We start from the raw sequence: 14,625 nt of genomic DNA on the forward strand, positions 1-14,625 counted from the left end.
GGCCCATGCGCGGCCGCGGTCAAGCGCGGACTGCGCGGGGCTGCCGTGCGGGGCGCGGACGGCGCGGCCTCGGGGGGCCTCGCGCGGCCCGGCCGCGGCATGGGGGCGCGGCGCGCGGCTTCCATCGCGGTCCGGGCTGGTGGCGTGGCCCTCCGAGGCCATATCCTGCCGGCCATGATCTCCTCGTCGAGGCGCTCGGTGGCCGGGGGCGCGCCCTCTCCCCCGGCCTGCCGCCCATGACCGTCGCCGCCGGCCCGCCCACCCGCGACGCGGGCAGCGAGAATTTCCCCGTGGCCTCCCTGCTGCTGGCACCCGCGCTGCGGCCGAAGGTGCTCGGCTTCTACCGCTTCGTGCGCACGGCCGACGACATCGCCGACGCGCCGGACCTCGCGGCCGAGGAGAAACTCGCGCGGCTCGACGCGCTCGGGCGCGCCCTCGACGACCCCGCCACGGACGAGCCAGCGGCACGGCCGATCCATGACAGCGGCTGCGGCACGTCGGAAGCGCGGGCCATGCTCGCCGCCTTCCGCCAGGACGCGACGCAGCGCCGCTACGCCGACTGGGCGGCGCTCGAGGCCTATTGCGCGGCCTCGGCCAATCCGGTCGGGCGGATGCTGGTGCGCCTGCACGGGACGGCGGCGCCGGGCGCCGAGGCGGCGGCGGATGCGCTCTGCACCGCGCTTCAGGTGCTGAACCACCTGCAGGACCTGGGGCCGGACCGCGCGAACCTCGACCGCATCTACCTGCCGGTATCCTGGATGGCGCTGGCGGGCGGGGAGGAGGCCTTCTTCGAACCCGCCAATGCCGCGCCCCGCCGCGCCGTGCTCGACGCCGCGCTCGACCGCGTGGAGGAACGGCTGGACGCGGCCGCCGCCCTGCCGCGGCTGGTCGGGTCGTGGCGGCTGGCGATGGAATCGCGGGTGACGATCGCGCTCGCGCGCCGGCTGCTCGCGCGGCTGCGCGCGGCGGACCCGGTGGCGGGGCGCGTGGCGCTCCGCAGGCCGGACTTCGCCCGCGCCTTCGCAGCCAGCCCCTTCGCCGGACCGTCCGATGCCGCGCTGGTCCGCGCGCGCGTCGCGGCCGCCGGGTCCTCCTTCGCGAAGGGCATGTCGGCGTTGCGGGGCGACCGCCGCCGCGCGCTCTGGGCCGTCTATGCCTTCTGCCGCGCGGTGGACGACATCGCCGACGGCGCCATGCCCGAGGCCGAGAAGCGCCGGTTCCTGGCCGACTGGCGCGCGAAGCTGGAGCGCCCCGACTGCGCGCTGTCCCGCGAACTGGCCCGCGCACGCGACCGCTACGCGCTGCCCGCCGAGGAATGCGAGGCGATGATCGCCGGCATGGAAACCGATGCGGCGCCGCGGCTGCGCATCGCGGACGCCGCCGCGCTCGACCAGTACTGCCGGCGCGTGGCCGGCAGCGTGGGCGCCATGGCCGTGCGCATCTTCGGCGCGCCGGAGGCGGCCGGCTTCGGCCTGGCGCTCGGCCGCACGCTGCAACTGGTGAACATCCTGCGCGACATGGACGAGGACGCGACGCGCGACCGCGTCTACCTGCCGCTCGACCTGCTGGCCGCGCAGGGAGTCGCCGACGGCGACGCCGCGCGCATGATGGCGGCGCCGGGCACGGCCGCCGCGGCGCAGGCGCTGGCCGCCGAGGCCGCTGCCGGCTTCGCCCGCGCCGAGGAGGAACTCCGCGCCTTCGACACGCCCGCGCTGCTGCCCGCCCGCATCATGATGTGGGGCTACCGGCGCATCTTCGACCGGCTGGTGGCGCGCGGGTTCGGCCCGCCGCGCGCCCGGCCGCGCCTGACGGCCGGCGAGAAGGCGCGCATGGCCGCCTATGCGCTCCGCCTCGCCCCCGTGGCGGCGCGATGAGCATGGCGGGCCCGACCGGTCCCTGCCCCTTCGGGCCGCAGGGCAGCCGCGCCGTGCATGTCGTCGGCGCCGGCGTCGCCGGGCTGGTGGCGGCGCTGGCGCTGGCGCGCGCCGGCGCCGCGGTCACGCTGCACGAGGCCGCGCCATCCGCCGGCGGGCGCTGCCGCGCGCTGCCCGACGGCACCGACAACGGCACCCACGCGCTGATGGGCGCGAACCACGCCGCGCTGCGCTTCCTCGACGCCATCGGCGCACGCGCGGGCTGGATCGAGCCCGAGCCCGCGGGCCTGCCCGTGCTCGACCTGGCGGATGGCGCGGCGCGGCGCATCGCGGCCTCCCCCCTCGCCTGGCGGGACCCGGCGCTGCGCCCGCCGGGGCTCACCGCGGGCGGGCTCGTGGCACTTCTCCGAATGGCGCTGCCGCTGACCGACCGACCGGTGGCCGAGGCGCTGGCGAAACACCCGGCTCTGCTGCGCGGCTTCGTGGAGCCGCTCACCGTCGCCGCGCTGAACACGCCGGCGACGGAGGCCTCCTCCGCCCGGCTCGGCCAGGTGCTGCGGCGGATCGGCGGCAGCGGCGCGGCGCGGCTGCTGGTGGCGCGGGACGGGCTCGGCCCGGACCTCGTCGCGCCGGCGCTGGCCGCGCTGCACGCGGCGGGCGCCACGGTGCGGTTCGGCCGCCGCCTGCGCGCCATGACCACCGCCGAGGGCCGCGCCACCGCGCTCCATCTGAACGAGGAAACGCTGTCGCTCGCCGAGGGCGACGCCGTCATCCTTGCCCTGCCGCCCTGGGAGACGGCGCGGCTCATCCCCGGCCTCAAGGTCCCGGAGCGCCACGCGCCCATCCTGAACCTGCATTTCGCGCATCCCGGGGACGGGCCTGTGCGCTTCCTCGGCCTCGTCGGCGGCCTCGCGCAATGGGTGCTGGTGCGGCCCTCGGGCGTGTCGGTCACGGTCAGCGCCGCGGATGCCGAGACCGAGGAAACGGCCGAGGCGCTGGCGCCCCGCGCCTGGGCCGAAATCCGCCGCGCGGCGGCCGCCTTCGGCCTGCCCGGCCCCTGGCCGGACGCGCCGCCGCCCTGCCGCGCGGTCAAGGAACGCCGCGCCACGCCGCGCCACGGCGTCGGCATCCCGCCGCACGCGCCGCGCCGACCGATGCGCAACATGGCGCTCGCCGGCGACTGGACCTGGCCCGGCCTGCCCGCGACGATCGAGGCCGCCGCGCGGTCGGGGGAAGCCGCGGCACGCGCCATCCTGCCGCTGCTGCCGCGCAAGGCGGCGGCGTGATGCGGGTGCGGCAGGACGGTGGGGAAAAGACAGGGGGAGAAGAGAACTTCTCCCCCCGCCCCCCCTCAACCTTCGTCGTCGTTTGGCGCCCCACCTTCCAGGACGGGCTCCAGGTGCCAAACAAGGGAGGGGGAGCGGGGGAGGTTCTCCTCCCCCGCCGCTTCGCCATCCGGCCCGCGCCGGAGCCAGCGCCACCCCCCGAGCAACGCCAAGGGCAGCGCGCCGCATGAGACCCCGCCGATGACCCCCGCATCCGCCGCCCTGGCCGCGCTGCGCGCCGCCGAGGCGCATGACGGCGCCCCGGACGCAGCTCGCCGCCGCGACCTGCTCGCGCGGCTGGCCGCCGAGGTGAAGCGCCGCGCCGAGGACATCGCCACCGCCGCCGCCGCCGATTTCGGCGCGCGCGACCGGATCGAGACGCTGCTCGCCGATGCCGTGCTCGTGGCGGATTTCGCGCTGCATGCGCGGCGGCACCTGCGGGCCTGGATGCGGCCCCGCCGCGTCGGCGTGCCCTTTCCCTTCTGGCCGGCCCGCGCGCGGGTCGAGCCGGTACCGAAGGGTGTCATCGGCATCATGGCGCCCTGGAACTACCCGTTCCAGTTGGCGCTCTCCCCGGCAGTGGACGCGATCGCGGCGGGCAACCGCATCGCGGTGAAGCCGTCCGAGCACGCGCCGCGCTCGGCGGCGCTGATCGGCGAGATCCTGCACGCCGCGCTGGGCCCCGACATGGCGCGCTGCGTCACGGGGGATGCGGCGGTCGCCGCCGATTTCGCGGCGCAGCCCTGGGACCACCTCGTCTTCACCGGCGGCACCGCGACCGGGCGGCGCGTGGCGCAGGCGGCGGCGGCGAACCTCGTGCCGGTCACGCTGGAACTGGGCGGCAAGTGCCCGGTGGTGGTGCTGCCCGGCGCCGACCTGGCGCGGACGGCGCGCGAGATCCTGGTCGGCAAGGCGCTGAACGCCGGCCAGACCTGCGTCGCGCCCGACACCGTGCTGCTGGTCGGCCACGCGCCGGCCGCCTTCGAGGCCGCGTGCCGCGCCGCCTGCATCGCGCTGCCCGGCACCGCGCTGCTGAACGAAGCACAGGAGGCTCGGCTCGATGGGCTGGCGGCGGGTGCGACGCTCGTGCCGCTCGGCGCCGACGGTCCGGGGCGGCAGCGCGCGATCGCACTCGCCACCGTGGACGACGACGCGCCGCTCGCGCAGGAGGAGGTCTTCGGCCCGATCCTGCCCATCCGCCCCTGCGCCGACCTGGCCGAGGCGATCGCCTGGATCGCCGCGCGCCCGAGCCCGCTGGCCATCTACCTGTTCGGCGCCACGTCGGCCGAGGAGGCGGCGGTCGCGGCCGGCACGCGCTCCGGCGCCATCGTCGCCGGGCGCTGCATCGAGCATGTCGGCTTCTCCGCCTTGCCCTTCGGCGGCGTCGGCGCGTCGGGTCACGGAAGGTTGCATGGGGAGGAGGGATTCCGGTCCTTCTCGACGTTGCGCGCGCGCGTCCGCCACGCCAGTTTTTCGCTCGCCCGGATGTTCGATCCTCCGCGTAGAAAATTGGCGGAGATCATCGCGCGACAGTTGGTGCGTTGACAGAAGCGGGGTAGATTCCCGGCATGGTTGTGCCCACCCCCGCGCTGTCGCCCATCGAGACGCCTCGGCTGCGGCTGCGCTGCGCGGAGCCGCAGGACGCCCCCGCGCTCTCGGCGCTGATGAGCGAGGCCGTGAGCCGCCGACTCGCCTCCTGGCCCGTGCCCTACACGCCGCCCATGGCGCTCGACCGCATCGCCGGGGTGCGCATGGCCGCAGCCGAGCGCCGGTCCCTGCCGCTGGTGATCGAGCGCCGCGCCGATGGCGCGGTGACGGGCTGGATCAGCGTCTCCCGCGCGCCGGGGGAGGGCTCGACGGCGCTGCTCACCTACTGGCTGGGCGAGGCCTTCCAGGGCCAGGGGCTGATGCGCGAGGCCGCGCCGGCCGCACTTTCCGAGGCCTTCCGCCTGATGGATGTCGCGCGGGTGCGCGCGGCGGTGCAGCCGGACAACGCGCCCTCGCTCGCGGTGGTGCGGCTGCTCGGCATGGCGCCGCTCGGCGAAGGGCGCATCTGGTGCCCGGCCCGCGGGCGGGACGAAGCGTGCCTGTGGTTCGAGACGCTGCGCGGCGAGGCGGCGGCCGCGCGGCCCGAGGCCGCCAGCGACCTGCCAGGCGCCGCGGCGATGACCTGAGGGCCGGAGGCGGCCATGAGCGGCCAGGACGCGGCGGCGCTGCGCGCGGCGCTGGCCCCCGCCTTCCGCCAGGTGCCGGCCGCCGCGGCACGCCACCTCTGGTCCTGCGACGACGAGACCTTCGCCCGCACCGCAAGGCCCGAGCCCGGCTGGTGGGGCCGGCAGCCCGGCGGCTATTTCGGCGCCGCCTACGAGGCCATCGCCGCCCGCTTCCCGGGCGCAGACGGCGCCGCGGAGGGCGAGCGCACGCGGCGCGAGGTCGAAGCGGTGCTGCGCATCGCCGCCGCGCAGTTCGGCGACCGCCGCCCGCGCATCCTCGATGTGCCCTGCGGCGGCGGGCGTCATGCGCGCGCTCTCGCGGCGCGCGGGTTCGAGGTGGTGGGGCTCGACCTGCAGGAAGGCCCGCTCGCCATGCTTCGGCCGCTTCCCTGCGCGGTGGCGGACATGCGCCGCATGCCGGTCGCATCGGGCAGCTTCGACCTCGTGCTGAACCTCTGGAACTCGCTCGGCTACTTCCTGGAGGAGGCGGAGGACCTCGCCGCATTGCGCGAGTTCCGCCGCGTGCTGCGGCCGGGCGGCCTCGCGGTCGTGCAGTCCGATCTCGATGCGCCGGCCGTGGCCGAAGGGCGCTGGCGGCAGCACATGAAGGTGCCACTCGGCGACGGCGTGCTGTTCCTGGTGCGCCAGGTGCCGGTGGCGGCGGGCGGGCTCGCCTGCCTGTCCTGGGTGGTCTTCCCCGGCGAGGATCCCTGGCAGGGCCCGGCCTATTTCCTGCGGCTGCGCGACGACGAGGGCTGGCGGCGCCTCGCCGCCGCGGCGGGCTTCCGCGAGGCCGGCATCGCGCGGAGCGCGCCCGGCGCCGTGCCGCACCAGGCGATCGTGCAGCTGGTCGCCTGATCCTCGACACAGGATTCTCCGGCCTCGGGGCCGAGTGGCAGCACGGGGATGCCTGCGGAGCCAGGGCGGCCGTATGGCCACCAACCGGCGCCCGAGGGGCACGAAGGTGAAACCTTCCTCCGTTCGGCACGACCGCCGGGCGCACGACGCCCCCCGACGCGGCCCGACCGCGCCGGGTTGCGCAGGGGGGAACGCGATCGTGCGGGCAGCATGTGCCCCGTCGACGGAACAGCGCCGCGGCGCCGCCCGACGGGGCGCCGCGCTACCGCTCCAGGCACATGGCGACGCCCATGCCGCCGCCGATGCAGAGCGTCGCCAGCGCCTTCTTGGCGCCGCGCTTCTGCATCTCGAACAGCAGGGTCGTCAGCACCCGCGCGCCGGAGGCGCCGATCGGGTGGCCGAGCGCGATCGCGCCGCCATTGACGTTCACCTTCGACGTATCCCAGCCGAGATCCTTGTTCACCGCCAGCGCCTGCGCGGCGAAGGCCTCGTTCGCCTCGATCAGGTCGAGGTCGTCGATCGTCCAGCCCGCCTTCTTCAGCGCCTTGCGGCTGGCCGGGATGGGGCCCGTGCCCATGATCGACGGATCGACGCCGGCGGTCGCCCAGGAGACGATGCGCGCCAGCGGCGTCAGGCCGCGCTTCGCCGCTTCCGCCGCGGTCATCACGACCACCGCCGCGGCGCCGTCGTTGATGCCCGACGCATTGCCCGCGGTGACCGAGCCGTCCTTGGCAAAGGCCGGGCGCAGCTTGGCCAGGATCTCCATCGAGGTCTCGGGCTTCGGGTATTCGTCGGCGCTGACCACCACGTCGCCCTTGCGGCCCTTGACCGTGACGGGCGCGATCTCGTCGGCGAAGCGGCCGGACTTCATCGCCTCGCCGGCCTTGCGCTGGCTGTTGAAGGCGAATTCATCCTGCTGTTCGCGCGTGATCTGGAACTTCTGCGCGACGTTCTCGGCCGTGTTGCCCATGTGGTAGCCGTGGAAGGCGTCCCACAGCCCGTCCTTGATCATGGTATCGACCAGCGCGAGGTCGCCCATCTTCTGCCCGGCGCGCAGCTGCTGGGCGTGCGGCGCCTGGGTCATGCTCTCCTGGCCGCCGGCGATGACGATGCGCGCATCGCCGGTCGCGATCTGCTGCGCCGCGAGTGCCACGGCGCGCAGGCCCGAGCCGCAGAGCTGGTTGATGCCGAAGGCGGTATGCTCGACCGGGATGCCGGCATTGACCGAGGCCTGGCGGGCCGGGTTCTGGCCGGCGCCGGCCGCCAGGATCTGGCCGAGGATGACCTCGTCCACCTCGCCGCCCTCGATCCCGGCGCGCGCCATGGCGGCCTGGATCGCCGCGGTGCCGAGGGCATGGGCGGAGAGCGAGGCGAAGGCGCCGTTGAAGGCGCCGACCGGCGTGCGCGCGGCCGAGGCGATGACGATGTCGTCCATGACTGTATTCTCCCACGGGACTTTGCGGCGCAGCATGCGCCGGGGCGGGGGGGGATCACAAGCCGCGATCGGCCGCCTTGTGGCGCATCGCCGAGGCACGGGATACTCATGCCGTGGCTTGGAGGAAGAACGCGCGTGATGATCCGTCGGTTCGGTGTCCTGCTAGCCCTGATGCTGGTCGCAGCCTGCGGGACGACGACCTACCCGATGCCTTACCAGCCGACCGGCCCGGTGGCGGGCGCCAGGCCACCTGGCCCCCTGGCCCGCGTCTCCGACGTCGCGGTGACGCGCCGCACCGGGCGCGAGGACCCAGCCTGGATCGGGACGATCCGCGGCGGCTACGGCAACCCGCTCAAGGCCCTCCAGGCCGACCGGCCGCTCGATCAGGTGGTGCGCCGGGCACTCGACGACGCGCTGGCGGCGCGGGGCTGGCTCGCGCAGCAGGACCCGCGCGTGGACCTCCTGGCCGAGGTGTCGCAGTTCGACGCGAACCGATACGCGAGGCTGGAGGCAACGGTCGTGATCACCCTGCGCCTGCGCGAGAGAAGCAGCGGCCGCGTGCTGGCGGAACGGACGGAACGCGCCCGCAACGTCACCGGCAGCGTGCTGGCGCTCGACACCGGCATCTTCGCCTCACCCGAGGAACTACACGCGCTGATGCTGCGAACGATGAACGAGGCGATCGACCGACTGCTCGACAGCGACGAGGTCGTGGCGGCGCTGGCCGCGGCCCGCTGACACCGACCGCGCCAGGACGCAAGATCGCAGGGCTGACCTTCGGCATCCGGCTTGGCGCGCGCCGCCCGGCGGCGCCGGATCGGAGGCCGGGCGCGGGATTGCGTCCGGTAGGCAGGGATCACGCCAAGGCCGACAGCCACGCCTGGAACGGCCGCCACAGCGCCGCCTCCGCCCCCGTGCCCGCCACCATCCCGATATGCCCGCCCGCCGCGACATGCACCGTGGCCGCCGTGAAGCGCGCCGCCGCCGCGGCCGCCGAGGCCGGCGGCACGATCCGGTCGCGCTCCGGCATCGCGACGAAGGCCGGCCCGCCCCAGGCCGCCGGATCCACCACCTGCCCCGCGATCCGCCAGGCGAGCCGCCCGGGCTCGTTCCGCCCGTACCAGCCGGCCAGGCATTGTCGCGCGACCGGGGCTGGCAGCGGCACGCCGTCGTTCAGCCAGTCCTCGAGCGCGACGAACAGGCGGGCGCGGTCGGAGTCCGGCGCCAGCCGCGCGAAGGCGCGGAACTTCTGCGCCACGCCGAAGGGGTCGAGCATGGCGAACAGCGACTGGATGGCATCGACCGGCAGCGCCGCGGTCGGCTCCATCAGCGCATCGAGCCCCGGGAGCAGGGCGGCGGCGGTGCGCGCGCGGCGCGGCCCGTCCGGCCCGGCATGGAAATCCCAGGGCGTGGCCAGCAGCGCGAGCGCGCGCACGCGGTCCGGCCGGCGCAGCGCGGCGGCGAGTGCCAGCAGCCCGCCCATGCAGTAGCCCGCCAGCACGACCGGCCCAGGGGCGGCCGCCAGCGCGCGTTCCAGCCGTCCGGCGACGTAGTCGGTCAGGGTGAAGTGGCGCTCCGCCTCCCCGGGCCAGCCCCAGTCGAGCAGCAAGGCGCGGAAGCCCTGCCCCGGCAGCCACCGCAGCAGCGAGCGCCCCGGCAGCAGATCGAGCACGTAGGCGCGGTTGACGAGGGAAGGGACGAACAGCACCGCCGGCCCCTCGCCGCCATGGTCGAGCAGGCGGGACCCCCCTTCGGTCCAGATCGCGGGCGGATCCGCAGCATCACGGGCGAAGGGATGGCGACGATAGGCGGCGATGCCCGCGACCAGCGCGCGATCGGCCCGCGCGAGGCGGGCGAGGACGGCGGGCAGGAGCGCGTCAGGCCGGTGGCCGCCGGCGGCGAGGGCGCCGAGGATTCTGGCCCGTTCCGCCTGCCCCGCCTTCGAGATCGGCCAGGCGGCGTTCGAGTGCGGCCAGCCGCTCGGCCATGGCGTCGCGGCCAGGCCGGTCGTCGCCGCCAGCGCCCGCATCCCCGCGAGGCCGAGGTGCAGCGGCAGCGGCCGGGGGCCCCGGCGGCGGAGCGGGCCGGTCATCGGGCGTCGCCGCGTGCGGCGCCATGGCCGAGGGCGCGTGCGGCGCCATGGCCGAGGGCGCGTGCGGCGCCATGGCCGAGGGCGCGTGCGGCGCCATGGCGCTGGCCGCGCGCATCCATGCCGCGCCGAGCGCGGCCCAGGCGGCCCATTGCTCGGCCAGTTCCGGATCGGCCGCCAGTCCGGCGATCTCGCTCTGCCACAGCGCGATCCAGTCCTCCGCGAGGCTGTCGAGATCCTCAGGGCCGTCCATGGGGGTTCCTCGCCAGGCCCGACCATAGCCGGGCCGGCGCGCGGACGGAACGGGCGGCATCCGGTGAAGGACCGGCGATTGCGGCTTTCATGGCGGGCTGTTCCGCGTGCTAGTGTTGGATAAGAAGGCGTTTGGGGAACGGAGAGACAATGGCGGGCAGCACGGCGACGACCGGCGCGCAGGGGGCCGAGGGCGCGGCGCCGCCCGTGGTGGTGAAGAAATACGCCAACAGGCGGCTCTACAACACCGAGGCTTCCTCCTACGTCACGCTCGACGACCTTGCGAAGATGGTGCGCCTCGGCCGCGATTTCGTTGTCTACGATGCGAAGACCGGCGACGACATCACCCGTTCCGTGCTCACGCAGATCATCGTCGAGGCCGAGAGCAAGGAAGGCCAGAGCCTGCTACCGACCCCCTTTCTGCGACAGTTGATCGGCTACTACGGGGGCAACCTGCAGGGGCTGGTGCCGCGCTACCTGGAATTCGCCATGGCGTCCTTCGGCCGGCAGCAGGACCAGATGCGTCGGACCATGGAGCAGACCATGGGCGGCCTCATTCCGTTCCCGGCCAATTTCGGGAACCTGGAAGAACTCGGCAAGCAGAACATGGCCATGATGGAACGCGCCATGACCCTGTTCGCCCCCTTCGCCCGGCGGGACGATGCCGCCGAGGGTGGATCGGACCGCGAGGCCATGCGCGCCGAGATCGAGGCCCTCCGCCAGGAACTTGCGCGGTTGAAGGGCAAGCCGCCGAAGGACTAGCGTGTGCGACTGCCGCTCACGCTCCGCGTGATGCCCGCATAAGTAGAAATTCATGATTGATGCCACACCCTTTCGGTGTAGCGTAGAAAGCGACGCCATGAGCCCGATCTCCTCCAGCCAGCCGGCCGGCCCCGCTCCCGCGGCGGATGACGACAGCACCTCGCACCGTGCGGGTCTGGTCGACCATCATGTCGGCGCGCGCATCCGCGAACGGCGCACGACGCTCGGCCTGTCGCAGCAGCAGCTGGCGAAGATGATCGGCGTGACCTACCAGCAGGCCCACAAGTACGAGCGCGGGCTGAACCGCATCTCGGCCGGCCGCCTGTTCGAGATCGCGCAGGTGCTCGACGTGCCCGTCTCCTACTTCTTCGAGGGGCTGCAGCCCGGCAGCGAGGCGCAGCCCGTGACGCAGCGCCAGCGCATGTTCCTCGAACTCGCGCGGAACTTCGCGCTGATCGACAACGACAAGCACCAGGAAGCGCTGAGCCAGATGGCCCGCGCCCTGGCCGCGCAGTCGCAGGCGGCGCAGCGCGACCGGGACGACTGAGCCGCCCCGCCCCAGGCGCAAGAAGTGCCTGTTTTCTGGGCGGACGAAAATTACTTCGCGACTCCCTGCATCAATTCATGTCTGCCCGCACACATGCGGCGCATATCGGGCTAGGGCCGACGCGGGAGACAACCCGCGGAGACCTTGATGACCCATTCGTTCAGCCGCCGCCGCCTGCTCGGCGGCAGCGCCGCGCTTGGCGTTGCGGCCACCCTGCCCTTCGACGTGACCCAGGCGCAGACCGCCTCCGGCACGCTGCGCGTCGGCATGACCGCCGCCGCCATCCCGCTGAGCAACGGCGTGCCCGACCAGGGGGCGGAGGGCCACCGCTTCATGGGCATCACCGTCTATGACCAGTTGGCCATGTGGGACCTGTCGTCCTTCGACAGGCCGCCGGTGATCCGCCCGGGCCTCGCCACCGCCTGGAGCGTGGACCCGGCCGACCCGAAGCGCTGGATCATCACGCTCCGCGAGGGCGTGAAGTTCCATGATGGCAAGGTGCTGACGGCCGAGGACGTGGCGTTCTCCTTCGACCGCGCATTCCGCAGCGACGCGCCGCATTTCGACAACCGCGCCGCGGCGCAGGCGCGCATCCGCATGCCCACCATCGCGTCCTGGCGCGCCGAGGGCGAGAAGACCTTCATCGTCGAGACGCGCACGCCCGACAGCCTGGTGCCCTTCGGCCTGACCTGGATCGGCATCACGCATCGCGGCGCCTGGGAGGCCGCGGGGCGCAGCTGGGACACCTACCTGAACCGGGCGGTCGGCACCGGGCCCTACAAGCTCGAGGCCTTCAGCATCCGCGAACGCGCCGTGCTGGTCCGTAACCCCGACTACTGGGACGTAGCGCGCATTCCCAAACATGAACGCGTGATCCTGCTGCCACTGCCCGAGGCGAACACGCGCGTCGCCGCGCTGAGATCGAACCAGGTGGACTTCATCGAGGCGCCGCCGCCCGATGCCGTGCCCTCGCTGCGCCAGGCCGGCTTTCAGATCGTGACGAACACCTACCCGCACACCTGGACCTGGCATTTCAGCATGGTGGACGGGTCGCCCTGGCGCGACATCCGGGTGCGCCGCGCGGCGAACCTCGCGGTCGACCGGTCGGGCATGAAGACCATGCTGGGCGGGCTGATGGTGGAGGGCGCGGGGCTGCTGCCGCCGGGCCACCCATGGCATGGCCGCCCCTCCGACCCGGTGCGCACCGATGTCGTCGCGGCGCGCCGGCTGATGGCCGAGGCTGGCTTCACGGCGCGCAACCCGCTGCGCACCAAGGTGGCGATCTCGCCTTCGGGCTCGGGCCAGATGCAGCCGCTGCCGATGAACGAGGCGGTGCAGCAGAACCTCAAGGAGATCGGCATCGAGATCGACTTCGAGGTGGTGGAGTGGAACGCGCTGCTCGGTCTGTGGCGCGAGGGCGCGCGCGCGCTGGTGCCGCGCGGCATCACCGCGATCAACGTGTCCTATTCGGTGCACGACCCCTTCGCCGCGCTGGTCCGCTTCCTCAAGACCGAGATGGCGCCGCCGGCGTCGAACAACTGGGGCTTCTTCAGCGACCCCGGCTATGACGCCATCATGGATCGCCTCTACACCACCTTCGATTCGACGGCGCAGGACGCGCTGCTGGCCGAACTGCACGCGAAGGCGGTCGATGACAGGCTGTTCCTGTTCGTCGCGCACGACCTGAACCCGCGCGCCATGTCGCGGCGCGTGCAGGGCTTCGTGCAGGCGCAGTCCTGGTTCCAGGACCTGACGCCGATCGCGATGCGCTGACCTGCGCGCGGCGGGCCGGGGCGATTGACTCCGGCCCGCCGCGACACGACCTCCTGCGCATCCGCAAGGAGGGTCCCATGACGCCTGCCCCCACCCGCTTCCGCCGCCGCGCCCTGCTCGGCGCCGCCGCCGCGGCACTGCCGGCGACCGCCGCGCTCGCCCATCACGGCTGGTCCTGGGCCGAGGGCGAGCAGACCGAACTCCGCGGCACGATCCGCGAGGTCTATATCGGCGCGCCGCACCCGACGCTCCGCGTCGAGGCCGCGGACGGCATGTGGACCGTGGAACTCGGCAATCCGCGCCAGACCGCGGCCGCCGGCTTCAACGCGCAGTCCGCCGCGGCGGGCGATGCGGTGGTGGCGCTCGGCAACCGTTCCATCTCCCCGGCCGAACGCCGGCTCAAGGCCGTGCGCATCACGGTGCGCGAGCGCGCCTACGACATCTACCCGAGCCGCATCCGGTCCTGACGCCGCCCGATGGAGGCCCTGGCGGCGCTCGGGGCCTCGTCACCGGCGATCCTGCTGCGCGGCTCACCCACCGCCTACCTGCTGGTCAATGCGGCGCATGTGCTCGGCATCGGGCTGCTGATCGGCGCGATCGTGACGCTCGACCTGCGGCTGCTCGGCGCCTTCGCGGCGCATCCGCTGGCGCATCTCGGCCCGCCGCTGCGGCGCATGGCGATGGCGGGGCTGGGCCTGGCCGCTGCCACGGGGGCGCTGCTGTTCAGCACGCGGCCGCTGGCCTACGTGGAGAACCCCGCCTTCCTCGCGAAGATGGCGCTGCTCGGCCTGGCCCTGCTGAACGTCGCGCTGCTGCACGCGGGACCGCGCTGGCGGGACGCGATGGCGGGCGGCACGCCGCATGCGCGCCTTCGCGCGGCGGCGCTGGTGTCGCTGCTGGCCTGGCCGGGGGTGCTGCTGGCGGGGCGGTGGATCGGGTTCCTGCAGTAGGCGGGGGGAGAAGGGAACTTCTACCCCCGACCCCCCCCCCACAACCTTCTTTGTCATTTGGCGCCCCACCTCCCAGGACTGGCGCCAGGTGCCAGAGAAGGGAGCGGGATCGGGGGAGGTGCTCCTCCTCCGACCTTCGCATCACCCCTTCGGCGCCGGTACCTCGACCGCGCCGCCCGCCTGACGCCAAGCGCTGAAGCCCCCGCCCAGATGCGCGACGCCGTCCAGACCCATCTCCTGCGCCGTCCGCGCCGCGAGCGCCGAGCGCCAGCCACTCGCACAGTAGAAGACGAAGCGCTTCGGCTCCTGGAAGACAGGCTTGGCGTAGGGGCTGTCCGGATCGATCCAGAATTCCAGCATCCCCCGCGGGCAGGAGAAGGACCCGGGAATGCGCCCTTCGCGCTGGATCTCCCGCGGGTCGCGCAGGTCCACGAAGACCACGCCGTCATCGCCGTGCAGCGGCAGCGCCGCTTCGACCGGCACGGTCTCGACCAGTGCGTTCGCTTCCTCGAGCAGCGCCTTGTAGCCCTTCCTCATCGCCATGCGT

14 protein-coding genes are annotated in these 14,625 nt (G+C 74.0%); 11 read left to right on the forward strand and 3 right to left on the reverse strand.

The window, feature by feature from the left end; translation table 11 throughout:
* Positions 1-236 precede the first annotated feature (236 nt).
* From E8M80_RS25935 to E8M80_RS11750, 5 genes are all read left to right on the forward strand, one after another.
* The gene (locus E8M80_RS25935; protein WP_170979355.1) at positions 237-1,874 is read left to right on the forward strand and encodes a squalene/phytoene synthase family protein; all 1,638 of its coding nucleotides are present in this window, start codon (positions 237-239) and stop codon (positions 1,872-1,874) included.
* 2 nt (positions 1,875-1,876) lie between these two features.
* Positions 1,877-3,160, forward strand: a complete 1,284-nt coding sequence (locus E8M80_RS11735) for an FAD-dependent oxidoreductase (RefSeq protein ID WP_170979356.1) — start codon at positions 1,877-1,879, stop codon at positions 3,158-3,160.
* Positions 3,161-3,400: 240 nt separating this feature from the next.
* Positions 3,401-4,744, forward strand: coding sequence for an aldehyde dehydrogenase family protein (locus E8M80_RS11740; RefSeq protein ID WP_137125876.1), 1,344 nt, complete (start codon positions 3,401-3,403; stop codon positions 4,742-4,744).
* A gap of 23 nt (positions 4,745-4,767) precedes the next feature.
* Positions 4,768-5,373, forward strand: a complete 606-nt coding sequence (locus tag E8M80_RS11745; RefSeq protein ID WP_137125877.1) for a GNAT family N-acetyltransferase — start codon at positions 4,768-4,770, stop codon at positions 5,371-5,373.
* A gap of 15 nt (positions 5,374-5,388) precedes the next feature.
* Positions 5,389-6,270 carry a class I SAM-dependent methyltransferase gene (locus E8M80_RS11750; RefSeq protein ID WP_137125878.1) on the forward strand — a complete coding sequence of 294 codons (882 nt, stop codon included), beginning with the start codon at positions 5,389-5,391 and terminating at the stop codon, positions 6,268-6,270.
* A 262-nt stretch (positions 6,271-6,532) separates the two neighbouring features.
* On the opposite strand, the gene E8M80_RS11755 is transcribed toward E8M80_RS11750, so the two are convergent.
* Positions 6,533-7,705 carry an acetyl-CoA C-acetyltransferase gene (locus E8M80_RS11755; RefSeq protein ID WP_137125879.1) on the reverse strand — a complete coding sequence of 391 codons (1,173 nt, stop codon included), beginning with the start codon at positions 7,703-7,705 and terminating at the stop codon, positions 6,533-6,535.
* Between the two features lie 138 nt (positions 7,706-7,843).
* Here E8M80_RS11755 and E8M80_RS11760 point away from each other — a divergent pair, with 138 nt between their 5' ends.
* A complete protein-coding gene (locus E8M80_RS11760) occupies positions 7,844-8,443 on the forward strand; it encodes a hypothetical protein (RefSeq protein WP_137125880.1) in 600 nt (199 codons plus the stop codon).
* 118 nt (positions 8,444-8,561) lie between these two features.
* Here E8M80_RS11760 and E8M80_RS11765 read toward each other — a convergent pair whose 3' ends face one another.
* Positions 8,562-9,797 carry an alpha/beta fold hydrolase gene (locus E8M80_RS11765; RefSeq protein WP_137125881.1) on the reverse strand — a complete coding sequence of 412 codons (1,236 nt, stop codon included), beginning with the start codon at positions 9,795-9,797 and terminating at the stop codon, positions 8,562-8,564.
* 399 nt (positions 9,798-10,196) lie between these two features.
* Here E8M80_RS11765 and phaR point away from each other — a divergent pair, with 399 nt between their 5' ends.
* The 5 genes from phaR (at position 10,197) to E8M80_RS11790 (ending at position 14,078) form a co-directional block, all read left to right on the forward strand.
* Positions 10,197-10,808 (forward strand): polyhydroxyalkanoate synthesis repressor PhaR, encoded by a 612-nt coding sequence (gene phaR, locus E8M80_RS11770; RefSeq protein ID WP_137125882.1) that lies wholly within the window; start codon positions 10,197-10,199, stop codon positions 10,806-10,808.
* A 97-nt stretch (positions 10,809-10,905) separates the two neighbouring features.
* A complete protein-coding gene (locus E8M80_RS11775; RefSeq protein ID WP_137125883.1) occupies positions 10,906-11,355 on the forward strand; it encodes a helix-turn-helix domain-containing protein in 450 nt (149 codons plus the stop codon).
* A gap of 147 nt (positions 11,356-11,502) precedes the next feature.
* Positions 11,503-13,128: an ABC transporter substrate-binding protein gene (locus E8M80_RS11780; protein WP_137125884.1), complete on the forward strand. Its 1,626-nt coding sequence runs from the start codon at positions 11,503-11,505 to the stop codon at positions 13,126-13,128.
* Positions 13,129-13,205: 77 nt separating this feature from the next.
* A complete protein-coding gene (locus E8M80_RS11785) occupies positions 13,206-13,595 on the forward strand; it encodes a DUF6152 family protein (RefSeq protein WP_137125885.1) in 390 nt (129 codons plus the stop codon).
* Positions 13,596-13,604: 9 nt separating this feature from the next.
* On the forward strand, positions 13,605-14,078 hold the full coding sequence (locus E8M80_RS11790) for a DUF2214 domain-containing protein (RefSeq protein WP_137125886.1): 474 nt from the start codon (positions 13,605-13,607) through the stop codon (positions 14,076-14,078).
* A gap of 141 nt (positions 14,079-14,219) precedes the next feature.
* Here the strand turns inward: E8M80_RS11790 and E8M80_RS11795 are convergent, their stop codons facing one another.
* Positions 14,220-14,621 (reverse strand): rhodanese-like domain-containing protein, encoded by a 402-nt coding sequence (locus E8M80_RS11795; RefSeq protein WP_206035622.1) that lies wholly within the window; start codon positions 14,619-14,621, stop codon positions 14,220-14,222.
* Positions 14,622-14,625 lie beyond the last annotated feature (4 nt).

The sequence above is a fragment of the Roseomonas sp. HF4 genome (assembly GCF_005222755.1).
GTDB lineage: Bacteria > Pseudomonadota > Alphaproteobacteria > Acetobacterales > Acetobacteraceae > Neoroseomonas.